This window comes from Streptomyces sp. NPDC048514, from assembly GCF_043199955.1.
Classification (GTDB): Bacteria; Actinomycetota; Actinomycetes; order Streptomycetales; family Streptomycetaceae; genus Streptomyces.
The window spans coordinates 297,898-321,292 of the sequence record NZ_JBICWT010000007.1 but is presented as its reverse complement, the minus strand read 5'-3'; the positions used below and the strand labels follow the sequence as shown (position 1 = coordinate 321,292).

The window sequence follows — 23,395 nt, the reverse complement described above, 5'->3', positions numbered from 1 at the left end:
GTGCGCGCCGGTGCGGGTTACGACCGGCTGCGGCCGGAGGTCACGCGGTAGACGTCGTACACGCCCTCCACACCCCGTACGGCCTTCAGGACGTGGCCGAGGTGCTTGGGGTCGCCCATCTCGAAGGTGAACCGTGAGGTGGCCACCCGGTCGCGGGAGGTCTGGACGGCCGCCGAGAGGATGTTGACGTGCTGGTCGGACAGGACGCGCGTGACGTCCGACAGCAGCCGGGAGCGGTCCAGTGCCTCGACCTGGATGGCGACCAGGAAGACCGAGGACTGGGTGGGCGCCCACTCGACCTCGAGGATGCGCTCCGGCTCACGCGACAGTGAGTCGACGTTGACGCAGTCGCTGCGGTGAACCGATACGCCGCTGCCCCGCGTGACGAAGCCGATGATCGGGTCACCGGGTACGGGCGTACAGCAGCGGGCCAGCTTGACCCACACGTCGTCGACGCCCTTGACGACGACTCCGGGGTCGGCGCTGGAGCGCCGCTTGCGGCTGCGGCCGCGCGACGGCGGCACGGACTCGTCGATCTCCTCGGTGGCGGCCTCCTCGCCGCCGAGGGCCTGGACGAGCTTCTGCACGATGTTCGGCGCGGAGACGTGGCCCTCGCCGATCGCCGCGTACAGCGCGGAGATGTCCGAGTAGCGCATCTCGTGCGCGAGCGTGACGAGTGAGTCGCCGGTGAGGATGCGCTGGATCGGCAGGTTCTGCTTGCGCATCGCCCGGACGATGGCGTCCTTGCCGTGCTCGATCGCCTCGTCCCGGCGCTCCTTGGAGAACCATGCCCGGATCTTGTTGCGCGCCCGTGGCGACTTGACGAAGCCGAGCCAGTCGCGGGAGGGGCCGGCCCCGACCGCCTTGGAGGTGAACACCTCGACCAGGTCGCCGTTGTCCAGGGTGGACTCGAGCGGCACGAGGCGGCCGTTGACGCGGGCTCCTATGGTGCGGTGGCCCACCTCGGTGTGCACCGCGTACGAGAAGTCCACGGGCGTGGCGCCGGCCGGCAGCGCTATCACGTCGCCCTTCGGCGTGAAGACGAAGACCTCGTTGCGCGACAGGTCGAAGCGCAGGGACTCCAGGAACTCGCCGGGGTCCTCGGTCTCCTTCTGCCAGTCGAGGAGCTGGCGCAGCCACGCCATGTCGTTGAGGTGGTCGTCCTTGCCGGTGCTCTTCGGCGCGTCCGAGCGCACCTTGGAGGCGCCCGCGACGGCCTCCTGCTTGTACTTCCAGTGCGCGGCGATGCCGTACTCGGCGCGGCGGTGCATGTCGAAGGTGCGGATCTGCAGCTCGACCGGCTTGCCGTTGGGTCCGATGACCGTCGTGTGCAGCGACTGGTACATGTTGAACTTGGGCATCGCGATGTAGTCCTTGAACCGGCCGGGGACCGGGTTCCATCGCGCGTGCACGGTGCCGAGGGCGGCGTAGCAGTCGCGGACCGTGTCGACGAGGACGCGGATGCCCACCAGGTCGTAGATCTCCGCGAAGTCACGACCGCGGACGATCATCTTCTGGTAGACGCTGTAGTAGTGCTTGGGGCGGCCGGTGACGGTCGCCTTGATGCGGGCGGCACGCAGATCGGCCTGGACCTCGTCGGTCACTATGGCCAGGTACTCGTCGCGCTTGGGCGCCCGCTCGGCCACCAGCCGTACGATCTCGTCGTACATCTTGGGGTAGAGGATCGCGAAGGCGAGGTCCTCCAGCTCCCACTTGATGGTGTTCATGCCGAGGCGGTGGGCGAGCGGCGCGTAGATCTCCAGCGTCTCGCGCGCCTTCTTCTCCTGCTTCTCGCGCTTCAGGTAGCGCATGGTGCGCATGTTGTGCAGGCGGTCGGCGAGCTTGATGACCAGGACGCGGGGGTCCTTCGCCATGGCGACGACCATCTTGCGCACGGTCTCGGCCTGCGCGGCCTCGCCGAACTTGACCTTGTCCAGCTTGGTCACGCCGTCGACGAGCAGGGCGACGACGTCGCCGAAGTCCCGGCGCAGGTCCTCCAGGCCGTACTCGGTGTCCTCGACGGTGTCGTGCAGCAGCCCCGCCATGAGGGTGGCCGGGTCCATGCCCAGTTCGGCGAGGATGGTGGTGACGGCGAGCGGATGCGTGATGTACGGGTCGCCGCTCTTGCGTTTCTGGCCGCGGTGCCAGCGCTCGGCGACCTGGTAGGCCCGCTCGATCTGGCGCAGTGTGGAACTCTCGATCTTGGGGTCGTTGCTGCGGACTATGCGCAGCAAGGGCTCCAGGACCGGGTTGTAGGGATTCGCGCGCTGCACGCCGAGGCGGGCGAGGCGGGCGCGGACGCGGTTGGAGGAGCCGCTGCGGGTCGGCGGGGCGGCGGGCTGGCGCACCACCGGGGGCTGTGCCGGACGCTCGGCGGGGGTGGGCTGCTCGGCGGGGGCGGGCTTGGGGCGCGAGGCCTCGGCGCTCTTCTCGACGGGCGCGGACTGGGCGTGCTCGACCGGCCCGCGGGCGTCGTTCTTCGCGTTCTTCGCGTGCGACGCGCTCGGCGCGGGCTTGGCCGCGGGCGCCGAGGCGGGCTCGGGCTTTGCGGCGGTCAGTGGCTGGGCCTCGTCTGGCAAGAGGGCTCCTCGTGCGCGATCCGGGTCCCCCGGTCAGGCTCCGGAGACCCCATGGTAGCGATCCTGCGGCCGGTCATCGCCTGCAGGCGGGTGTGAGGACCGTGTACCCCTGCAACGCGGGAAGGCCCCCGCCGGATTCCGGGAGGGTGGATCGCGGGTGCCGGGGGGCCGTGCGGAAGGTGTCCCGGTGGTGGCCGGAGCGGTCCGGCCACCACCGGCACCGGCGGGCTGCGGGTCGGACGGCGTGAAGCGGCCCACGGCTTGAGCCGTGGGCCGCTTCGTACGTCGGTCGTGCCTGCTCAGAGCCGGAGCAGCGCCTCCAGCGGGGCCTCGCCGAGCACCGGCTCCAGCCGGCCGCGGCCGCCCAGGAAGCCCAGTTCCATCAGCACCGCGACACCGCAGACCTCCGCCCCCGCGCGCTGGATGAGCTGGATCGCGGCCTCGGCCGTGCCGCCCGTGGCCAGGACGTCGTCCACGATCAGGACGCGGTCGCCGGAGGTCAGGTCCTCCGCGTGCACCTCGATCTCGGCCGAGCCGTACTCGAGGTCGTAGGCCTGCCGCAGAGTGGCGCCGGGCAGCTTGCCGGCCTTGCGGACCGGGATGAAGCCCAGGCCGGCGCGGACGGCGACCGGGGCACCGAGGATGAAGCCGCGGGCCTCCAGGCCGACGACCTTGGTCGCGCGGGTGCCCGCCGCGATGTCGGCCAGCCCGTCGGTCAGGGCCGTGAACGCGGCCGGGTCCGCCAGGAGCGGGGTGATGTCCTTGAACATCACGCCCGGCTCCGGATAGTCGGCGACGTCGCGGATGCGGCTGAGCAGCAGCTCCTGTATGCCGGTCATCGGCGCTTCCCCGAGGGTCGGCCGCGGCCCCGCGTGCGGGACGCGGGCTGGTTGCGCGGGCCCACGACGGCGGTGGCGGCGTCGTCGCCGTCGTCACCGGCGGCGGGCCGGGCCTCCGCCGGGCCCTCCCCGGCGGTGGCCTGGGCACGCTTGGCCAGGACCCGCTTGCGGAGTGCCTTCATCGCCGGCTCGCGCTCCTTGAGGTCGGCGACGAGCGGCGTGGCGATGAAGATCGAGGAGTACGCACCGGCCGCGAGGCCGACGAACAGCGACAGCGAGATGTCGTTCAGCGTGCCGGCCCCGAGGAAGCCGCCACCGATGAACAGCAGACCGGCCACCGGCAGCAGGGCGACGACCGTGGTGTTGATCGAGCGGACCAGCGTGCCGTTGATCGACCGGTTGGCGATGTCGCTGTAGGTGAAGCGGGTCTGCTTGGTGATGTCCTTCGTCTGCTCCTTCAGGCTGTCGAAGACGACGACCGTGTCGTAGAGCGAGTAGCCGAGGATGGTCAGCAGACCGATGACCGTACCGGGGGTGACCTCGAAGCCGACGAGGGCGTAGATACCGGTCGTGATGGTGATGTCGTGGATCAGCGCGACCAGCGCCGCTACGGCCATCCGCCACTCGAAGGCGATCGCCAGGTAGATCACGACGAGGACCATGAAGATCGCCAGGCCCTCCCAGGCCTTGTTGGCGACCTGCTCGCCCCAGCTCGGGCCGACCAGGTCGGCGGCGAGCTTCTCGGGGTCGAGGTTCAGGTCCTTGGCCAGCTGCTGCTTGATCCTGTCGGACTGGTCGGTCTCGATGCCGGCGATCTGGATGCGCAGGCTGCCGTTGCCCAGCTTCTGCACGATCGCCTCATGGCCGGAGGCGTCCGTGGCGTACCGCTCCGCTTGCCCCACCGACGCGCTCATCTTGGTGGGCGTCGTGAAGACCGCGCCGCCCTGGAACTCGATGCCCATGTTCAGGCCGCGCACCGCCAGGCCGATGATGGCCGTGATGGTGATCAGGATCGAGACGCCGTACCAGATCTTGCGCTTGCCGATGAAGTCGTAAGAGATCTCGCCGCGGTGCAGCCGGGCGCCCAGGTTGCCGAGTTTCGACATCGCTCAGGCCTCCTTCGGGTCGACGGGGCCGGAGGTGGGACCGGCGGGACGGCGGGTGCGGCGCAGCGGGGGCTTGGCACCCAGGCCCTTCGGGTCGAGTCCGGACCACTTGTGGCCGTCGGCGAAGAACTTGCGGCGCGCGAGGAGCGTCATCAGCGGCTTGGTGAAGAGGAAGACCACCACCACGTCGAGCAGGGTGGTCAGGCCCAGCGTGAACGCGAAGCCCTGGACCTTGCCGACGGTGACGATGAACAGCACCGCGGCGGCGAGGAAGGAGACGAAGTCGGACACCAGGATGGTGCGCCGGGCGCGCGGCCAGGCCCGCTCGACGGCGGGGCGCAGCGTGCGGCCCTCACGGATCTCGTCCCTTATGCGTTCGAAGTACACGATGAACGAGTCCGCGGTGATGCCGATGGCGACGATGGCACCGCACACGGCCGGCAGGTTCAGCGCGAAGTTGATGGCCGGGCCGAGCAGCGTCATGATCACGTAGGTGAGGATGGCGGAGATCAGCAGGGAGGCCATGGCGACGAGCGACAGGCCGCGGTAGTAGATCACCAGGTAGAGCACGACCAGCGCGAGGCCGATGGCGCCGGCGAGCAGCCCGGCGTGCAGCTGCTCACCGCCGAGCGCGGCGGTGACGGTGGTGACGGACTGCTCCTGGAAGGAGAGCGGCAGGGCACCGTACGACAGCACGTTGGCGAGGCTCTGCGCCTCCTCCTGCTTGAAGCTGCCGGAGATCTCCGCCTGGCCGCCGGTGATGGCCTGCTGCACGAACGGGCTGGAGACGACCTCGCCGTCGAGGACGATGCCGAACTCGTTCTGCGGCTGCTGGTTCTTGGCCAGCTCGCCGGTGATGTCCGCGAACTTCTTCGAACCGCCGCCGGTGAAGGTCATCTGGACCTGCCAGCCGGAGGCGCCCTGGGTGTCGAAGACGGCCTGCGCCTTCTTCACCTCGGTGCCGTCCACGGCGGCCGGGCCGAGCACGTACTTGTACCAGGTCTTGTTGATCTCGCCGCAGGCCACGGTGGTCTCACCGGGCTTGGCCTTCTTGCCGGCGTTGGCGCGGTCGGTGGCCTTGGTGCAGTCCAGGGCCGCGTACTGGGCCTGGATCTTGGAGGTGCCGGCGTCGCCGCTGGCGGAGGCCGAGGGGGAGCCCGACGGCTTGGAGCCGGCGGAGGAGGAGCTGTTCGGCGAGGGGGTCGCGTCGGCCTTCAGCGCGTCGGTGACGGCCCGGCCCTGGGAGGTCGCGCCGGCCGTGGGGGACGTGGAGCCCGAGGACGCCTCCGGCTTCGAGGAGCCGCTCGGCGAGGGGCTGGCGCTCGGCTTCGGCGAGGAGCCGCCGCTGGAGGACGCGCCCGGCGAGGGGCTCTGCCCGGCGGGGCCGCTGGGCTCGCTGGCCAGGACCGGGCGGAAGTACAGCTTGGCGGTGGTGCCGACCTGCTGCTGGGCCTCCTTGGAGTTGGTGCCCTTGGGGATGTTGACGATGATGTTGTCGGTCCCCTGGGTCTGCACCTCCGCCTCGGAGACACCCAGGCCGTTGACACGGCGGTTCATGATATCGACCGCGGTGTCCATGTTGGCCTTGTTGATCGCGGACCCCTGGTCGGCCTTCGCCTTGAGCGTGATGCTCGTACCACCGGCGAGGTCGATGCCGAGACGCGGAGTGGTGTGCCCGGAGGCGAACATCCCCCCGGCGAGCGCCACGATGGCGATCAGGATGAGGACCAGCGAGCGCCCTGGCTTGCTCTGGGCGCTCGCGCTTCGGCCCCTCTTAGGTGCTGCCACCTTCTCGTACTCCCTCTCGGGCCGCCCCGCGCCCGGTCGGCGCGGTCGGCCATGACATGGTGTCGGGTTCCCCTGCGGGAAACAGACGCGCCCGGGAGGCGCGGCGCGTCATCATGCCGCCGCCGCGCGCCCCGGGGCGTGACTACTTCGCGCCGGTTTCGCCGTCGGTCTTCTTCGACTCTTCCGCCGCCTTGGCCTCGGCCGCGTCGGCCTTGTCCTCGGCGGCCTGGATCGCGTCGTCCGCGCGCTCGGCGGCGTCCTTCTTACCGAGGTCGATCTTGTCGTCGGAGGCGGCGGCAGCGGCGGCAGGCTCGTCGATCTCGTCGGTCGCGGTGAGGGAGGAGGCGTCGTCCGGAACGACGTCGGCGTCGGACTTCAGGTCGTGCTCGATGCCGTGCACGATGCGGTTGTACTCGTCGTCGGTGAGTACGGCGCCGATCGAGTTCTTCGCGAAAAGGAGGTCCACACCGGGACCGGCGTCGAGGAGGACCGTGTCCTCGTTGACCTCCTTGACCGTCGCGTACATCCCCCCGATCGTGCGGACGCCGGAGCCAGGCTGCATCTCATTGCGCATCTGGGCGGCCTGATGCTGCTTCTTCTTGGCCGAACGTGTCATCAGGAACATGGCCGCGATGAGCACGATGAAAGGGAGAAGGGTAAAGGCATTCACGGGACGGGGTTTCCTTCGCGCGACCGCGACGGAGAGCGGCCTTTGGATGGGGGTGTGGTCGGCGCCACCCGCAAGGGCGGCATCGGCGGAGTCTAAGCGAGTCCGCGTGCATGGAACAACGCTCAGCATGGCACCTGGGTTCCTGGCCCCGCCAATGCCCGCGCCGTCGGGAGGCCGTCACCTCCCCGTCACGTGCCGAACAGGTCCTGTTGTCCGTTTCCGGCGCCTGCTCCGGGGGCCGAGCCGGGCGGGGTGAGCCCGAGATGCGCCCAGGCGGCGGGGGTGCCGACCCGTCCGCGCGGGGTGCGGGCCAGCAGTCCCTCGCGGACGAGGAACGGTTCGGCCACCTCCTCCACGGTCTCCCGCTCCTCCCCCACCGCGACGGCGAGCGTGGACAGGCCGACCGGACCGCCGCCGAACAGCTTCAGCAGGGCCTCCAGCACGGCCCGGTCGAGCCGGTCGAGGCCGCGGGCGTCGACCTCGTACACGGCGAGGGCGGCGGCCGCGATGTCCCGGGTGATCACGCCGTCCGCCTTGACCTGCGCGTAGTCCCGGACCCGGCGCAGCAGGCGGTTGGCGATGCGGGGCGTGCCGCGGGAGCGGCCGGCGATCTCCGCGGCGCCGTCCGGCTCGATCTCGACGTCCAGCAGGCTCGCCGAGCGGTGCACCACGCGCTCCAGCTCGTGCGGCTCGTAGAACTCCATGTGCGCGGTGAAGCCGAAACGGTCGCGCAGCGGGGGCGGCAGCAGGCCCGCCCGGGTGGTGGCGCCGACCAGGGTGAACGGGGGCAGCTCCAGCGGGATGGCGGTGGCACCGGGCCCCTTGCCGACGATGACGTCGACGCGGAAGTCCTCCATCGCCATGTACAGCATCTCCTCGGCGGGCCGGGACATGCGGTGGATCTCGTCCAGGAAGAGGACCTCGCCCTCCTGGAGGGAGGAGAGGATAGCGGCGAGGTCGCCGGCGTGCTGGATGGCGGGACCCGAGGTGATGCGGATGGGGGCGCCCATCTCGGCCGCGATGATCATCGACAGGGTGGTCTTGCCGAGGCCGGGGGCGCCGGAGAGCAGCACGTGGTCGGCGGTGGCGCCGCGCGCACGTGCGGCGCGCAGGACCAGGTCGAGCTGTTCGCGGACCTTCTCCTGGCCGATGAACTCGCCGAGGTCCTTGGGGCGCAGGGCGGCCTCGACGGCCTGGTCCTCCCCGTCGGCGACGGAGTCCACCAGCCGCTCCCCGGCGGGGTCGGCGAGCCGCTCCTCACCGGCGGTTCCGCCGGTGTCGTCCCAGTTCATGAATGTGCCTCGTCAGGGGTCGGGGTCAGCGGGCTCGGTTGAGCGTCTGCAGGGCGGCCTTCAGGAGCGCGCCCACCTGAGGCGTGCCGCCGGCGGCCTCCGCCTGGGGGGCCACGGCGTTCACGGCCTCGTCGGCCTCGCGGGTTGCGTAGCCGAGGCCGATCAGGGCGGCGTGCAGCTGGTCGCGCCAGCCCTGGCTGACCGGGGCGCCGACCGCCGGGGCGCCGACGGGCTCGCCGAGCCGGTCCTTCAGCTCCAGCAGCAGCTTCTGGGCGCCCTTCTTGCCGATGCCCGGTACGGCGGTGAGGGCCTTCTCGTCGGCGGTGGCGACGGCCCGGCGCAGCGCGTCCGGGCCGTGCACGGCGAGCATGGCCTGGGCCAGGCGCGGTCCGACGCCGCTCGCGGTCTGCAGCAGCTCGAAGGTCTGGCGTTCGTCGTCGTCGGCGAAGCCGTACAGGGTGAGCGAGTCCTCGCGGACGACGAGGGAGGTGTGCAGTTTGGCCGGCCGGCCCGTGCGCAGCGTGGACAGGGTGTTCGGCGTGCACTGGACGGCCATGCCGACGCCGCCGACCTCGATCACCGCGGCGTCGGGGGCGAGTGCGGCGACCGTGCCGCTGACGAAGGCGATCATGCCGTACGGCCTTTCGTTGCGTGAGCGGTGTGCAGGGCCACGGCCTGCTGGAGCCGGTTCTGGGCCGGGGCCCGCCAGATGTGGCAGATGGCGAGCGCGAGGGCGTCGGCGGCGTCGGCCGGCTTGGGCGGGGAGCTGAGCCGCAGGAGACGGGTGACCATCGCTCCCACCTGCGCCTTGTCGGCGCGTCCGCTGCCGGTGACGGCGGCCTTGACCTCGCTGGGGGTGTGCAGGGCCACGGGGATGCCGCGCCGGGCGGCGCACAGCATGGCGACGGCGCTGGCCTGGGCGGTGCCCATGACCGTGCGGACGTTGTGCTGGCTGAACACGCGCTCCACGGCGACGGATTCGGGCCGGTGCTCCTCCAGCCACTGCTCGATGCCCTGCTCGACGGCGAGCAGGCGGTGGCTGAGGTCGGCGTCGGGGGGCGTGCGCACGACTCCCACCCCGATCATGGTGAGCGGGCGCCCGGCGACCCCCTCGACCACGCCCACACCGCACCGGGTCAGCCCGGGGTCCACCCCCAACACCCGCATCGGGCCCCTCCCATCGATCGCCTGTCCGTGCAGGCTATCGGGTGCCACCGACAACGCCTCTCACCAACGCCCGGCAACGCGACGGGCCGACGGGAGACGTCCCGTCGGCCCGTGGTCGGCCTGACGCGTTACGCGTCGACCTTCTCCATGACCTCGTCGCTCACGTCGAAGTTGGCGAAGACGTTCTGCACGTCGTCGCTGTCCTCGAGGGCGTCGATCAGCTTGAAGATCTTCCTGGCACCCTCCTCGTCCAGTTCGACCTGCATGGTCGGGACGAAGTTGGCCTCGGCGGAGTCGTAGTCGATGCCGGCGTCCTGCAGGGCGGTGCGGACCGCGACCAGGTCGGTCGCCTCGCTGAGCACCTCGAAGGACTCGCCGAGGTCGTTGACCTCCTCGGCACCGGCGTCGAGGACGGCACCGAGCACGTCGTCCTCGGACAGCTCGCCCTTGGGGACGATGACGACGCCCTTGCGGTTGAACAGGTACGACACCGAACCGGGGTCGGCCATGGAGCCGCCGTTGCGGGTCATGGCGACGCGGACGTCGGAGGCGGCGCGGTTGCGGTTGTCCGTGAGGCACTCGATGAGCACCGCGACACCGCTCGGGCCGTAACCCTCGTACATGATGGTCTCGTAGTCGGCGCCACCGGCCTCGAGACCACCGCCGCGCTTGATCGCCGAGTCGATGTTCTTGTTCGGGACCGACGACTTCTTGGCCTTCTGCACGGCGTCGTACAAGGTCGGGTTGCCATCGAGGTCGACGCCGCCCATCCGCGCCGCGACCTCGATGTTCTTGATCAGCTTCGCGAAGAGCTTGCCGCGCTTGGCGTCGATCACGGCCTTCTTGTGCTTCGTCGTGGCCCATTTAGAGTGGCCGGACATCTGCCTGTCTCCTTCGCGTAACCCATCTCTGTAACGAACGCCAGAGATCCTACTAGGACTCGGTCGCCCGGTTCGCGTACACCATGTCGACGAACAAGGAGTGCACGCGGTGGTCGCCGGTCAGTTCCGGGTGGAACGACGTGGCGAGGGCGTTGCCCTGGCGGACTGCGACGATGTGACCGTCGTGCTCGGCGAGCACCTCGGCGCCGGCGCCCACGGACTCGACCCACGGGGCCCGGATGAAGACGCCCTCCACAGGATCGCCCGGAACGCCCTTGACGTCGACCGCGGCCTCGAACGACTCGTTCTGCCGTCCGAAGGCGTTGCGGCGCACGATCATGTCGATGCCGCCGATGGTCTCCTGGCCCGAGCGCGGGTCGAGGATCTTGTCGGCGAGCATGATCATGCCGGCGCAGGTGCCGTAGACCGGCATCCCGTCGCGCACGCGCGCGCGGAGGGGCTCCAGCACACCGAAGAGCGCGGCCAGCTTGGAGATGGTGGTGGACTCGCCGCCGGGTATGACGAGGCCGTCGACCTCGGCGAGTTCCTCGGGGCGCCGCACCGGCCTGGCCACGGCGTCGGCCGCGGCCAGGGCGATGAGGTGCTCCCGTACGTCGCCCTGGAGTGCCAGGACGCCGATGACAGGGGCTTCGTTCGGCATGGGGTGGTTACCAGCCGCGGTTGGCGTAGCGCTCGGTCTCGGGGAGGGTGTCGCAGTTGATGCCGACCATGGCCTCGCCGAGGTTGCGGGACGCCTCCGCGATGATCTTCGGGTCGTCGTAGAAGGTGGTGGCCTTGACGATGGCGGCGGCGCGCTTGGCCGGGTCGCCGGACTTGAAGATGCCGGAGCCGACGAACACGCCCTCGGCGCCGAGCTGGCGCATCAGGGCCGCGTCGGCCGGGGTGGCGACGCCACCGGCGGAGAAGAGGACCACCGGGAGCTTGCCCAGCTCGGCGACCTCCTTGACGATCTCGTACGGGGCGCGCAGCTCCTTGGCGGCGGCGTACAGCTCGTGGTTGTCGAACCCGCGCAGCTTGGCGATCTCGTTCTTGATCTGGCGCAGGTGGCGGACGGCCTCGACGACGTTGCCGGTGCCGGCCTCGCCCTTGGAGCGGATCATCGCGGCGCCCTCGGCGATGCGGCGCAGGGCCTCGCCCAGGTTGGTGGCACCGCAGACGAAGGGGGTGGTGAAGGCCCACTTGTCGGAGTGGTTGACCTCGTCGGCCGGGGTGAGGACCTCGGACTCGTCGATGTAGTCGACGCCGAGGGACTGCAGCACCTGGGCCTCGACGAAGTGGCCGATGCGGGACTTGGCCATGACGGGGATCGAGACGGCGTCGATGATGCCCTCGATCATGTCCGGGTCGGACATACGGGCCACGCCGCCGTCCTTGCGGATGTCGGCCGGGACCCGCTCCAGGGCCATCACCGCGACGGCGCCCGCGTCCTCGGCGATCTTCGCCTGCTCCGGCGTGACGACGTCCATGATCACGCCGCCCTTGAGCTGCTCGGCCATGCCGCGCTTCACGCGGGCGGTGCCGGTCTCGGGAGCCTGGTTGTCGATGGTGGACACGGGTGACCTCACTGGTGGGAAAGAGGGTTTCTGCTTCACCGAGGAAACGCGAGCGGACCAGGCCACAGCAAGTGCCAATGGAAAGCCGGTGGATCCTTTTGACCGCGGGGGCCCCGAGCCGGCCGAGCGGGTCGACGCCGCCCCGGTCCGCCCGGGCCGCCCTGGTCCGCCTGGGCCGGCCCGGGCGGACCAGGGCGTCCGAGCCCCCCGGGCCGGCCGTACAGGTCAGGCGACGCGTTCCACCAGGGCCGTCGGCGGTTCGTCGTCCATCTCGACGGCCAGCGGGAACGGGGCGTGGCCGGCCAGCCGGAACCAGCGGACCTTGCGGTGCTCGCGGAGCCTGCGGGCGGCGCCCACGGCGTCGTTGTGGAAGCGCCGGGCCATCGGGACCCGGCGGACGGCCTCGGCCAGCTCGTGGGCCGCCTCCTCGCCCCCGGGGGCGGCCCGTACGGCCTCGACCTGCTGCGGCTCCGCGAAGACCGCCCGCAGGGCCTGGCTCAGTTCGCTCTCCGCCACCTCCCGCTGCTCCTCCTCGGCCTGCCGGGCCGCGTGCGCGGCCTCGTACAGCACGATCGAGGCGGCCGGGTCCAGCACGCCCGAGGTCGCCAGTTCCTGCGCCACGGAGGCGCGCCGCAGCAGCTGGGCGTCGAGCGCGGCCCGGGCCGCGTCCATCCGTACGTGCAGGCGGTCCAGCCGGCCGGCCGTCCAGCTCAGGTACACGCCGATCGCCAGGAGCGCGACAAGGATCCAGATGAGGGTTGCGGTCACGGCCGAAGGCTATCGGCCCCCGGCCGGCGTCCCTGCCGGCAGTCCCCGGGCCGCCCGAGAAGGGGCCGGCCGCCCCACCGCCCGCGCCCCCGCGGTCAGTCCCGGGCCAGTCCGAACCGGGCCCGCCGCCCCACCCCCGCGTCCCCGCGGTCAGTCCCGGGCCAGTCCGAACCGCGCCCGCAGTCCCGTGGTCCGCTCGTCCGCCCCGACCGCCGCCGCGCCGGCCGTGACCGTCTCGTAGACGGACAGGATGTCCGCGCCCACCGTCGACCAGTCGAAGCGCCGCACGTGGGCGCTGCCGCGCTCGCTCAGTTCGGCCCGCCGCTCCGGGTTCTGCAGCAGCCGTACGGCCGCCTCGGCCAGCGCGTCGGCGTCCTCGTTGGCGAACACCTCGCCGGCCGCCCCCTGGTCGAGGACCTGCACGAAGGCGTCCAGGTCGGAGGCGAGGACGGGGGCGCCCGCCGACATCGCCTCGACCAGGATGATGCCGAAGCTCTCGCCGCCGGTGTTGGGCGCGATGTACAGGTCGACACTGCGCAGGAAACGCGCCTTGTCCAAGTCGCTGACCATGCCGAGGAACTCCACGCGCGAGCGCAGCTCCGCCGGCAGCTCCTCGACGGCCGCCTCCTCGTCGCCCCGCCCCGCGACCAGCAGGCGCGTGCCCGGGCGGGCGGCGAGGATCTGCGGCAGCGCCTTCATCAGGACGGGCAGGCCCTTGCGGGGCTCGTCGATGCGGCCGACGAAGCCGATGGTGCCGCCCTGCCACTCCGGCTTGGGGTCGGCCTTGGCGAAGAAGTCCACGTCGACACCGTTGGGAATGACGACGGCGTCCCCGCCGAGGTGCTCGACCAGGGTGCGCCGTGCGTACTCGCTGACCGCGATCCGCGCGCTGATCTTCTCCAGCGCGGCCTGCAGGATCGCGTACGCGGCGATCATCGCGCGGGAGCGCGGGTTGGAGGTGTGGAAGGTGGCCACGATCGGGCCGGAGGCCGCCCAGCAGGTCAGCAGGCCCAGCGAGGGCGAGGTCGGCTCGTGGATGTGGACCACGTCGAAGGCGCCGTCGTGCAGCCAGCGCCGCACCCGCGCGGCGGACAGGAAGCCGAAGTTCAGCCGGGCCACCGAGCCGTTGTACGGCACCGGGACGGCGCGGCCGGCCGAGACGACGTAGGACGGCAGCGGTGTGTCGTCGTCGGCCGGGGCCAGGACGGACACCTCGTGGCCGAGCCGGACGAAGTACTCGGCGAGGTCGCGGATGTGGAACTGGACGCCACCGGGCACGTCCCAGGAGTACGGGCAGACGATCCCGATTCTCACGCGGGTCCCTTCGCGGGGTCGAGGTCGGCGAGCCACAGCCGCTGGAGCATGTGCCAGTCCTCCGGGTGGTCGGCGATGCCGGAGGCGAAGGCGTCGGCCACGGCCTGTGTCATGACGGACGTCTTCTCCGCGCGCGTGCCTGACACCGGCACCTCGACCGGCGCGTGCACCTGGCCCTTCATGACGGGCGAGTCGTCGTACCAGAGCGTGACGGGGAGCAGCAGGGCGCCGGTCTGCTGGGCCAGCAGGGCCGGGCCCGCGGGCATCCGCGCGCGGTCGCCGAAAAAGTCGACCTCGACGCCGGAGGAGGACAGGTCGCGGTCGGCGACCAGGCAGACCAGGCCGCCGTCGCGCAGCCGCCGGGCCAGGGTGCCGAAGGCGGAGCCGCCGCTGTGCGGGAGCACCTCCATGCCGAGACCCTCGCGGTAGGCGACGAAGCGGTCGTACAGCGTCTCGGGCTTCAGGCGCTCGGCGACCGTCGTGAAGGGCGTCTCCAGGGCGGTGGTGACCCAGGCCCCGGCCAGGTCCCAGTTGGCCAGGTGCGGCAGGGCGAGGATCACGCCCCGGCCGGAGGCGAGGCCGTCCGTCAAATGGTGGAGGTCCTTGGCCGAGAAGCCCGACCGCACGCGCTCGGCGCTCCAGGCGGGCAACCGGAAGGACTCCATCCAGTAGCGCAGGTACGACCGCATGCCCGCGCGGGAGAGTTCGGCCAGGCGCTCGGGTCCCGCGCCGGGCACCACGCGCGCGTAGTTCGCCTCCAGCCGCCGCACGCCCTTGCCGCGCTGCTTCCAGGCGAGGTCGGCGATGCCCCGGCCCAGGCGGACCGCGGCGGGCTCGGGGAGCCTCTTGACCGTGGCCCAGCCGAGGCCGTACAGCGTGTCGGTGAGCCGTTCGGCGGTGGTCACTTCGCCGCCTCCCTCCCCTGGGACGCGTTCTCCCCGGCCGCGGCCGCCTCGGCCTCGGCGGACTCACGGCGGACGGTGACGACCCGCTGGACCAGCGTGACGAGGCTGCCCACGGCGACGATCCACAGGGCGATCGGCAGCAGCCACTGGATGCCCGGCACGCCGAACTTGTGCAGGCCCGCGAAGCCGGCCGCGACGAGCGAGATCACCAGCCGCTCGGCGCGCTCGACGAGTCCGTTGACGGCCACCGGCAGCCCGATCGCCTCTCCGCGCGCCTTGGTGTACGAGACCACCTGGCCGCTGGCGAGGCAGAAGATCGAGACGGCGCACAGGGCGTTGTCGTTCCCGTTGCCCGCGTACCAGAGGGCGAAGCCGCCGAAGATCGCGCCGTCGGCGACCCGGTCGAGGGTGGAGTCCAGGAAGGCGCCCCAGCGGCTGGAGCGGCCCAGCTGGCGGGCCATGTTGCCGTCGACAAGGTCGGAGAAGACGAACAGGGTGATCACGACCGTGCCCCAGAAGAACTCGCCCATGGGGTAGAAGACCAGCGCTCCCGCGACCACCCCGGCCGTGCCGATCAGCGTGACCGTGTCCGGGCTCACGCCCCGGCGGATGAGAAACGCGGCGAACGGCGTGAGGACACGCGTGAAGAATGCACGCGCGTACTTGTTCAGCATGGCCTTCCCGACGGTCGGTGTCGCCGCGGCCCTGGTGGCCGCCGGCTGGCCCATCGTAGCCACGCGCACGCGTGCGTGACGGGCGGGCACCCGCACCTCGCCCCGGGAGCCGGTGCGCTCGGCCGCCCACGGGGCCGGTCCGGCGTGATCGGTGCCGGTGGCCGGCGGGCGCCCGTCGTTCGTATGGACGCGGCGTGACGGGAGTGGAAAGCTCGAATAACCGCGGGCGTCGCCGGAGCCGCCAGTGCACGCGGGTCCCGCGTGTCCGCGCCCACAGTGACCTCACCGTGCACGGGAGGCAGGATCATGGGCGACAAGACACAGACACACCCCGGAGCCGCCGGCAGGGCTCTGGCGGCCGACCGACCCACGTCCGTACGGAACGTGGTGCTGGTCGGCCACAGCGGATCGGGCAAGACGACCCTGGTGGAGGCCCTCGCGCTGACCGCCGGGGCGGTGAACCGGGCGGGCCGCGTGGAGGACGGCGGCACCGTCTCCGACTACGACGACATCGAGCACCGCCAGCAGCGTTCCGTACAGCTCTCCCTGGTGCCGGTGGAATGGAACGGCATCAAGGTCAACATCCTCGACACCCCCGGGTACGCCGACTTCGTCGGGGAACTCAGGGCCGGTCTGCGTGCCGCGGACGCGGCCCTGTTCGTCGTCTCGGCCTCGGACGGGGTGGACGGCTCGACCAGGATGGTGTGGGAGGAGTGCGCGGCCGTCGGCATGCCCCGCGCGATCGTGGTCACGCACCTGGAGGCCGCGCGCGCGGACTTCGAGGAGATGACCCGCGTCTGCGCGGAGGCCTTCGGCGGCGACGACCCCGACGCCGTCCTGCCCCTGTACCTGCCGCTGCGCGGCCCCGAGGGCCCCGACGGGCACGCGTCCGCGACCGGGCTGATCGGGCTGCTGTCGCAGAAGCTGTTCGACTACTCGTCCGGTGAGCGCAAGGAGTCCGAGCCCGGCGAGGACCAGCTGCCGGCCATCGAGCTGGCCCGCAACCGGCTCATCGAGGGGATCATCGCCGAGAGCGAGGACGAGACCCTCATGGACCGCTACCTGGGCGGCGAGCAGGTCGACGTCTCGACGCTCGTAGACGACCTGGAGCGGGCCGTCGCCCGCGGCAGCTTCTTCCCCGTCCTGGCCGCGGCGCCGGCCGCCGAGGGCGCCAGGCAGGGCCTCGGCACGATCGAGCTGCTGGAGCTGATCACCGGGGGGTTCCCCACCCCGTTCGAGCATCCGCTGCCCGGGGTCACCACGATCGACGGCACACCGCGCGAGCTGAAACCGTGCGACACCGACGGCCCGCTGGTCGCCGAGATCGTCAAGACCTCCTCCGACCCGTACGTGGGCCGCATCTCCCTCGTCCGTGTCTTCTCCGGCACCCTGCGCCCCGACCGTACGGTGCACGTCTCCGGGCACGGTCTGGCCGATCGCGGGCACGAGGACCACGACGTCGACGAGAAGATCGGCACCCTGTCCATGCCCTTCGGCAAGCAGCAGCGGCCGGTGCCGCAGGCCGTCGCCGGCGATCTGGTGTGCGTGGCCAAGCTGGGCCGGGCCGAGACCGGCGACACGCTCTCCGCGAAGGACGACCCGCTCCTGATGGAGCCCTGGAAGATGCCCGACCCGCTGCTGCCGCTCGCCATCGAGGCACACAGCAAGGCCGACGAGGACAAGCTCTCCCAGGGCCTGAGCCGGCTGGTGGCGGAGGACCCCACCATGCGCCTGGAGCAGAACCAGGACACCCACCAGGTGGTCCTGTGGTGCCTGGGCGAGGCCCACGCCGACGTCGCCCTGGAACGGCTGCGCAACCGCTACGGCGTCCAGGTCGACGTCGTCCCGCACCGGGTCTCCCTGCGCGAGACGTTCGCGCACAAGGCCGCCGGGCGGGGCCGGCACGTGAAGCAGTCGGGCGGGCACGGGCAGTACGCGATCTGCGAGATCGAGGTGGAACCGCTGCCGGGCGGCTCGGGCATCGAGTTCGTGGACAAGGTGGTCGGCGGCTCGGTGCCCCGGCAGTTCATCCCGTCCGTGGAGAAGGGCGTACGGGCGCAGGCCGCCAAGGGCGTGGCCGCCGGCTATCCGCTCATCGACGTCCGGGTCACGCTGGTGGACGGCAAGGCGCACTCGGTGGACTCCTCCGACGCGGCCTTCCAGACCGCGGGCGCGCTGGCGCTGCGCGAGGCGGCCACCGAGGCGAAGATCCACCTGCTGGAGCCGGTGGCCGAGGTGACCGTCCTGGTCGGCGACGACTACGTGGGCGCCGTGATGAGCGACCTGTCGAGCCGGCGCGGCCGGCTGCTCGGCACCGAACAGGTGGGCTCCGGACGGACCCTGATCCGGGCCGAGGTGCCCGAGTTCGAGATCGGCCGGTACGCCGTGGACCTGCGCTCGGTGTCACACGGCACGGCCCGCTTCGACCGGTCGTACGCCCGGCACGAGCCGATGCCGCCGCAGATCGCCGAGCGGATCCGCGAACAGGCCGGGGACGGCGCGTAGTCCGGCCGTGCCCGGCACCCGTGGGCGGGCGGCTTCCGCCGTCCGCCCACGGGTTGTCGGTGGCGGCGGATACGCTGATCACCTGATCACGTGGTGCCGCAGCCGTCCGGTAGTGGTGTGGTTTCGGTCCGGCGGCCGGTTCAACAGGTGTGCGGGGCAGGGAAGTCGGGAAGGCCGCAGGAGCGACGCCGGCGGTGATGGGGGCGGGAATGTCGTTTGGAACGGAGTGGGACGGGCCCCAGGTGCCCGTCTCGGGCGACGAGGGGCAGGCGGCGACGTCCGCGCTGGCCTCCGCGGCCTATCGGGACAGCCTGGTCGAGGAGATCAAGAAGGCCGACAACGAGTGGCACCAGTCGGCCGTGAAGGCCGGCCGGCTCAAGCTGTTCCGGCCCAATCTCGGCGAGGCGTTCTCGCGGGCCGTGGTCGACCGCATGCTCGCCCCGGGCCGTGCGCCGCTGATCCAGTCCTTCGGCTCCGAGCCGCAGTTCGTCGTGGAGCACTGCCTGGCGGCCAACAACATCCGCAGGGAACGGGACAACCGGCTCAGCGCCGTCACGGTCGTGTGCGGTCTGCTCTTCCTGCCCGGGCTGCTGGTCTGGCTGCTCGTCTTCCAGCTGCGCGCCTTCGTCGCCAAGCGCGACGACAAGCGTGCCGGGCCGCTGGCCACCACGCTGCTGGCCGGAGTAGGCCTGCTCGCCGCGCTGTTCCTGGTCAAGATGCCGTTCGGCGGATTCTGGGCTTGGTATGCCCGGGCCTGCGTGGTCCTGCCCGTGCTCGGCTGGTTCTGGGCCAAGCAGATCTGCGAGAGCACCGCCAAGGACCTGCGGGCCCGCTGGGAGGGTCTGCTCTCGGGCACCAGCGTCGGGGCCAAGGTCCCGGAGGCCGTGCCGCGCGGCCCCGGCCAGACCGCGGCCGAGGAGCTGCGCCAGTCGCTGGCCCGGCTGAGCGCCGAGCAGCAGTCCAACTCGGTCTTCTACGCCGGTCCCAAGGGCATACTCGGCATGGGCACCCGGTGGGGCGCCTGGCAGCTCGCCGAGGACCTGGTGCCCGCCGACCCCACCCGGGAGATCCACCCCTTCCGCAGCTGGGACGTCATACGCTCGATCCGCGACCAGCTGTCCCTGCTGGAGCGCGGCCCGCTGAACACCGGCGGCTTCCCCAAGCCGTCGATACGGGACTGGATCGTCACGCCGATCGGCGAGAAGGCCGGTTCGGTGTCCAGGCCCGAGGGCACGGACGTGGAGGCCTTCCGGGTCAAGCCGCACGCCATACAGGAAATCTGCAACAAGCAGCAGTTCGGCAGCGGTGACCGGCACTACCTGGGCGTGCAGTGGACGCTGTGGGACGGTCAGCTGGTCATCACCATGCTGATCACGGTGACCGTGCTGCACGAGACGCTGCGCATCGAGGTCACCGGGCATGCCCTGGGACCGGTGAACCCGCTGTTCACCACCAAGCCGGCGGCTCCGACCAAGGAGGTCGCCAAGTCCTTCAAGCCCTGGGAGAACCGGACGGTCAACCTGCCGCTGGTCGGCACCGACGAGGTGGTGCGGCTCGCCGCGCGCGCCCCGCTGACGTGGTACCCACCGCTGCTGAAGTGGCTGGGCGGCTCGCTCGGCCTGCCCGAGCCGTTCGGCCTGCGGCACGCCTGGGCCGACCAGCCGTGGCGGCACCGCTTCATGGCCGACGACGCCCTGCGCGCGGCCACCCCGGTGCTGCGCGTGGTGCACTCCGCGGCCATCAAGGTCCTGGAGGAGAACGGCGTGGACACGGAGAAGTTCGGTGCCCGCTCGGCGTTCCTCAGCGGCAACGTCCAGGACCCGACGCCCAGGAAGGCCGACCTGTACGACGCGTGAGCGGTGCCCTGGGCGGAGGGCACCCCGTGCGGCGTCGGCGGGCATGCCGCGCGGGCTCGCCGACGCGCTGGACGTGCTGAACGGGCGGGGGTGTGGACGTGCGCGGCTAGGCGGGCCACGCCTCCGCCAGCATCTTCCTGGTGTCGCCCAGCAGCTGGGGCAGCACCTTGGTGTGGCCGACCACGGGCATGAAGTTCGTGTCGCCGCCCCAGCGCGGGACGATGTGCTGGTGCAGATGGGCGGCGATGCCGGCGCCCGCCACCGTGCCCTGGTTCATGCCGATGTTGAAGCCGTGCGCGCCGGAGGCGGTGCGCAGGGCGCTCATCGCCTGCTTGGTCAGCTCGGCCAGCTCGGCCGTCTCCGGCAGGGTCAGGTCGGTGTAGTCGGCCACGTGCCGGTAGGGCACGGTCATGAGGTGCCCGCCGTTGTACGGGTAGAGGTTCAGGACCGCGTACACATGCTCGCCGCGGCGCACGATCAGCCCGTCCTCGTCGGACTTGGCCGGGATCACGCAGAAGGGGCACCCGTCGTCGGCCCCCGGGCCGGTCGGCTTGTTCTCGCCCTGGATGTAGGCCATCCGGTGGGGCGTCCACAAGCGCTGGAACGCGTCCTGCGTCCCCACCCCGATCTGCTGCTCCGGCTCTCTCGTCATGCTAGGCAGCATATTGCTTCGCCCGTTCGCGGCGTGTCGCCGGGGCGCCCCGGCGACGGTCTCCGGCCAAGCTTGGCCGGTGGACGACGACAAGCCCAACGCCCGCTGGGAGCAGCGCACCGAGATCCCGCTCTTCATGGCGTCGCTGGCCTTCATCGCCGCCTATGCCACCCTGGTCCTGGCCGTGCACATGCCGTCCGGCTGGCGTGCGCTGTGCTGGTTCGCGATGCTCGGCCTCTGGGCCCTGTTCGTCGTGGACTACGTGGTGCGCTGGCGTCTCGGCGGGCAGCGCTTCCTGCGCTTTGCCGCCTCGCACTTCCTGCACACGGTCGTGGTCGTCCTGCCGCTGCTGCGCCCGCTGCGGATCGTCCCGCTCTACGACGCGATCCAGCGCCGGCAGGGCGCGCCCCTGCTCTCCCTGTACGCGCGCGTGATCACCTACGCGAGCCTGTCCACCCTGCTGCTGGGCTTCGCCGGCGCGCTCGCGGTCTACCAGCAGGAGCGCGGGGCGCCCGGCGCCACCATGCACACCTTCGGGGACGCCGTGTGGTGGGCCGCCTCGACGCTCACCACGGTCGGCTACGGCGACATCACCCCGGTCACCCCGACGGGCCGTGTGATCGCCACCGGGATGATGGCCTGCGGGCTGGGCCTGCTGGGCGCGGTGACGGGTTCGTTCTCGTCCTGGCTGATGCAGACCTTCTCCCGCCAGGGGGACGAGCGAAGGCCCCCGCGACCGTGATCCCGGGGGCCTTCAGGAGCCGGCGGTTCAGACCTGGGTCCGCTCCTCCACGACCTTCGCGATCTTCGCGATGGCCTCGTCGAACGGGATGCCGTTCTCCTGGGAGCCGTCGCGGTAGCGGAAGGACACCGAGCCGCCCGACATGTCCTCGTCACCCGCGATGACCATGAAGGGCACCTTCTGCTTCTGGGCGTTGCGGATCTTCTTCTGCATGCGGTCCGAGGAGGAGTCCACCTCCACGCGCAGGCCCTGCTTCCTGGCCGCGGCGGCGAACTTCTCCAGGTACTCCACGTGCGCGTCGCCGATCGGGATGCCGATCGCCTGGACCGGGGCGAGCCAGGCCGGGAAGGCGCCCGCGTAGTGCTCCAGGAGGACGGCGAAGAACCGCTCGATGGAGCCGAACAGCGCGCGGTGGATCATGACCGGACGCTGCTTGGAGCCGTCCGGGCCGGTGTACTCGAGGTCGAACCGCTCGGGCAGGTTGAAGTCGAGCTGGATGGTCGACATCTGCCAGGTGCGGCCGATGGCGTCCTTGGCCTGCACGGAGATCTTCGGGCCGTAGAACGCGGCGCCGCCCGGGTCGGGAACCAGGGGCAGGCCCTGCTTCTCGGCGACCTGGCGCAGCGTCTCGGTCGCCTCCTCCCAGGCCTCGTCCGAGCCGACGAACTTCTCCGGGTCCTTCGTGGACAGCTCGAGATAGAAGTCGGTAAGGCCGTAGTCCCGCAGCAGGCCGAGGACGAAGGTGAGGGTCGTGTCCAGTTCCTCGGACATCTGCTCACGGGTGCAGTAGATGTGCGCGTCGTCCTGGGTGAAGCCGCGGGCCCGGGTCAGGCCGTGCACGACGCCCGACTTCTCGTACCGGTACACGGTGCCGAACTCGAAGAGGCGCAGCGGCAGTTCGCGGTAGGAGCGGCCGCGCGCATCGAAGATCAGGTTGTGCATCGGGCAGTTCATGGGCTTGAGGTAGTAGTCCACGCCCTCGTCGAGCTGCATGGGCGGGTACATGCCGTCGGCGTACCAGTCCAGGTGGCCCGAGGTCTCGAAGAGCTTCCCCTTCGTCGCGTGCGGGGTGTAGACGAACTCGTAGCCCTCTTCCTCGTGGCGGCGGCGCGAGTAGTCCTCCATCACGCGGCGGACGATGCCGCCCCGGGGGTGGAAGACGGCCAGGCCGGAGCCGATCTGCTCGGGGATGGAGAAGAGGTCCAGCTCGGAGCCGAGCTTGCGGTGGTCGCGCTTCTCGGCCTCGGCGAGGAAGTCCAGGTGCGCCTTCAGCTCGTCCTTGGACGGCCAGGCGGTGCCGTAGATGCGCTGCAGCATCGGGTTCTTCTCGCTGCCGCGCCAGTAGGCGGCCGCGTTGCGCATCAGCTTGAACGCCGGGATCAGCCGGGTGGAGGGCAGGTGCGGACCGCGGCAGAGGTCCTTCCAGCACAGCTCGCCGGTCTTGGCGTCCAGGTTGTCGTAGATCGTCAGCTCGCCGGCGCCGACCTCGACGTCCGCGCCGTCGTCGTGCGAGGCAGAGCCCTTGAGGCCGATCAGCTCCAGCTTGTACGGCTCGTCCGCGAGCTCCTCGCGGGCGGCCTCGTCGGAGACGACGCGGCGCGAGAACTTCTGCCCGCGCTTCTGGATCTCCTGCATCTTCTTCTCGATGGCCTTGAGGTCATCGGGGTGGAACGGCTTCTCGACGTCGAAGTCGTAGTAGAAGCCGTCCTTGACGGGCGGGCCGATGCCCAGCTTGGCCTCGGGGAACAGCTCCTGCACGGCCTGCGCCATGACGTGCGCGGTGGAGTGGCGCAGGATGTTCAGGCCGTCCTCGGACGAGATCTCGACGCCCTCGACCTCGTCGCCGTCGGACAGCTCGTGGCTGAGGTCCTTCAGCTCGCCGGCCACGCGCGCGGCGATGATCGAGCGCTCGCCCGCGAAGAGGTCGGCGGCCGTAGTGCCCGTCGTCACCACGCGTTCTTCCCGCTCGGAATCGCGTTGGATGATCACACGGACGTCTGACACCGGTCTCTCCTGACTGAAGGTGGGGTGCGGCGCCATACCCGGAGCGCGCGCAGAGGCGATCGTACCGACCCGACGGCAC

General features: G+C 71.2%; 20 protein-coding genes. 3 read left to right on the top strand and 17 right to left on the bottom strand.

The genetic code is table 11. The features are described 5' to 3' along the window. Positions 1-17 precede the first annotated feature (17 nt). The 15 genes from ACGFT2_RS17990 to pgsA all read right to left on the bottom strand — a co-directional run bounded on the left by ACGFT2_RS17990 (position 18) and on the right by pgsA (position 15,611). Positions 18-2,579: a RelA/SpoT family protein gene (locus tag ACGFT2_RS17990; RefSeq protein WP_393278959.1), complete on the bottom strand. Its 2,562-nt coding sequence runs from the start codon at positions 2,577-2,579 to the stop codon at positions 18-20. Between the two features lie 299 nt (positions 2,580-2,878). Continuing rightward, a complete protein-coding gene (locus tag ACGFT2_RS17985; protein ID WP_393278957.1) occupies positions 2,879-3,418 on the bottom strand; it encodes an adenine phosphoribosyltransferase in 540 nt (179 codons plus the stop codon). After that, a complete protein-coding gene (gene secF / locus ACGFT2_RS17980; RefSeq protein ID WP_393278955.1) occupies positions 3,415-4,524 on the bottom strand; it encodes a protein translocase subunit SecF in 1,110 nt (369 codons plus the stop codon). Before secF ends, ACGFT2_RS17985 begins: the two co-directional genes overlap by 4 nt. Positions 4,525-4,527: 3 nt before the next feature. Next, positions 4,528-6,312 carry a protein translocase subunit SecD gene (secD, locus tag ACGFT2_RS17975; protein ID WP_393278953.1) on the bottom strand — a complete coding sequence of 595 codons (1,785 nt, stop codon included), beginning with the start codon at positions 6,310-6,312 and terminating at the stop codon, positions 4,528-4,530. 142 nt (positions 6,313-6,454) lie between these two features. Then, positions 6,455-6,982, bottom strand: coding sequence for a preprotein translocase subunit YajC (gene yajC, locus ACGFT2_RS17970; RefSeq protein ID WP_393278951.1), 528 nt, complete (start codon positions 6,980-6,982; stop codon positions 6,455-6,457). A 188-nt stretch (positions 6,983-7,170) separates the two neighbouring features. Continuing rightward, a complete protein-coding gene (gene ruvB, locus ACGFT2_RS17965) occupies positions 7,171-8,274 on the bottom strand; it encodes a Holliday junction branch migration DNA helicase RuvB (protein WP_393278949.1) in 1,104 nt (367 codons plus the stop codon). A 25-nt stretch (positions 8,275-8,299) separates the two neighbouring features. Continuing rightward, the gene (ruvA, locus tag ACGFT2_RS17960) at positions 8,300-8,905 is read right to left on the bottom strand and encodes a Holliday junction branch migration protein RuvA (RefSeq protein ID WP_393278947.1); all 606 of its coding nucleotides are present in this window, start codon (positions 8,903-8,905) and stop codon (positions 8,300-8,302) included. Then, the gene (gene ruvC, locus ACGFT2_RS17955; protein WP_393278945.1) at positions 8,902-9,441 is read right to left on the bottom strand and encodes a crossover junction endodeoxyribonuclease RuvC; all 540 of its coding nucleotides are present in this window, start codon (positions 9,439-9,441) and stop codon (positions 8,902-8,904) included. Before ruvC ends, ruvA begins: the two co-directional genes overlap by 4 nt. 128 nt (positions 9,442-9,569) lie before the next feature. After that, positions 9,570-10,322, bottom strand: coding sequence for a YebC/PmpR family DNA-binding transcriptional regulator (locus tag ACGFT2_RS17950; RefSeq protein ID WP_393278943.1), 753 nt, complete (start codon positions 10,320-10,322; stop codon positions 9,570-9,572). A gap of 52 nt (positions 10,323-10,374) precedes the next feature. Then, entirely contained in the window at positions 10,375-10,983 is a 609-nt protein-coding gene (pdxT, locus tag ACGFT2_RS17945; protein WP_393278941.1) for a pyridoxal 5'-phosphate synthase glutaminase subunit PdxT, read from the bottom strand. A 7-nt stretch (positions 10,984-10,990) separates the two neighbouring features. Further along, entirely contained in the window at positions 10,991-11,896 is a 906-nt protein-coding gene (gene pdxS, locus ACGFT2_RS17940; protein ID WP_393278939.1) for a pyridoxal 5'-phosphate synthase lyase subunit PdxS, read from the bottom strand. A gap of 225 nt (positions 11,897-12,121) precedes the next feature. Beyond that, the gene (locus ACGFT2_RS17935) at positions 12,122-12,664 is read right to left on the bottom strand and encodes a hypothetical protein (RefSeq protein ID WP_393278937.1); all 543 of its coding nucleotides are present in this window, start codon (positions 12,662-12,664) and stop codon (positions 12,122-12,124) included. 150 nt (positions 12,665-12,814) lie between these two features. Beyond that, positions 12,815-13,978 (bottom strand): glycosyltransferase family 4 protein, encoded by a 1,164-nt coding sequence (locus ACGFT2_RS17930; RefSeq protein ID WP_393278934.1) that lies wholly within the window; start codon positions 13,976-13,978, stop codon positions 12,815-12,817. Continuing rightward, complete coding sequence (locus ACGFT2_RS17925) at positions 13,975-14,883, bottom strand: phosphatidylinositol mannoside acyltransferase (RefSeq protein ID WP_393278932.1); 909 nt, start codon at positions 14,881-14,883, stop codon at positions 13,975-13,977. Before ACGFT2_RS17925 ends, ACGFT2_RS17930 begins: the two co-directional genes overlap by 4 nt. Then, complete coding sequence (gene pgsA, locus ACGFT2_RS17920) at positions 14,880-15,611, bottom strand: phosphatidylinositol phosphate synthase (protein ID WP_393279217.1); 732 nt, start codon at positions 15,609-15,611, stop codon at positions 14,880-14,882. Before pgsA ends, ACGFT2_RS17925 begins: the two co-directional genes overlap by 4 nt. Before the next feature lie 252 nt (positions 15,612-15,863). Between pgsA and ACGFT2_RS17915 the strand changes: the two genes are divergently transcribed. Both ACGFT2_RS17915 and ACGFT2_RS17910 read left to right on the top strand, forming a co-directional pair. Beyond that, complete coding sequence (locus ACGFT2_RS17915) at positions 15,864-18,062, top strand: elongation factor G-like protein EF-G2 (RefSeq protein WP_393278930.1); 2,199 nt, start codon at positions 15,864-15,866, stop codon at positions 18,060-18,062. A gap of 209 nt (positions 18,063-18,271) precedes the next feature. Next, positions 18,272-19,918: a hypothetical protein gene (locus ACGFT2_RS17910; RefSeq protein ID WP_393278928.1), complete on the top strand. Its 1,647-nt coding sequence runs from the start codon at positions 18,272-18,274 to the stop codon at positions 19,916-19,918. Positions 19,919-20,024: 106 nt separating this feature from the next. Here the strand turns inward: ACGFT2_RS17910 and ACGFT2_RS17905 are convergent, their stop codons facing one another. Beyond that, positions 20,025-20,582 carry an HIT family protein gene (locus ACGFT2_RS17905; RefSeq protein ID WP_393278927.1) on the bottom strand — a complete coding sequence of 186 codons (558 nt, stop codon included), beginning with the start codon at positions 20,580-20,582 and terminating at the stop codon, positions 20,025-20,027. A 67-nt stretch (positions 20,583-20,649) separates the two neighbouring features. On the opposite strand from ACGFT2_RS17905, the gene ACGFT2_RS17900 reads away from it, so the two are divergent. After that, entirely contained in the window at positions 20,650-21,312 is a 663-nt protein-coding gene (locus ACGFT2_RS17900; RefSeq protein WP_393278925.1) for a potassium channel family protein, read from the top strand. 27 nt (positions 21,313-21,339) lie between these two features. Here ACGFT2_RS17900 and thrS read toward each other — a convergent pair whose 3' ends face one another. Continuing rightward, positions 21,340-23,316 (bottom strand): threonine--tRNA ligase, encoded by a 1,977-nt coding sequence (thrS, locus tag ACGFT2_RS17895; RefSeq protein WP_393278923.1) that lies wholly within the window; start codon positions 23,314-23,316, stop codon positions 21,340-21,342. Between the last annotated feature and the right edge of the window lie 79 nt (positions 23,317-23,395).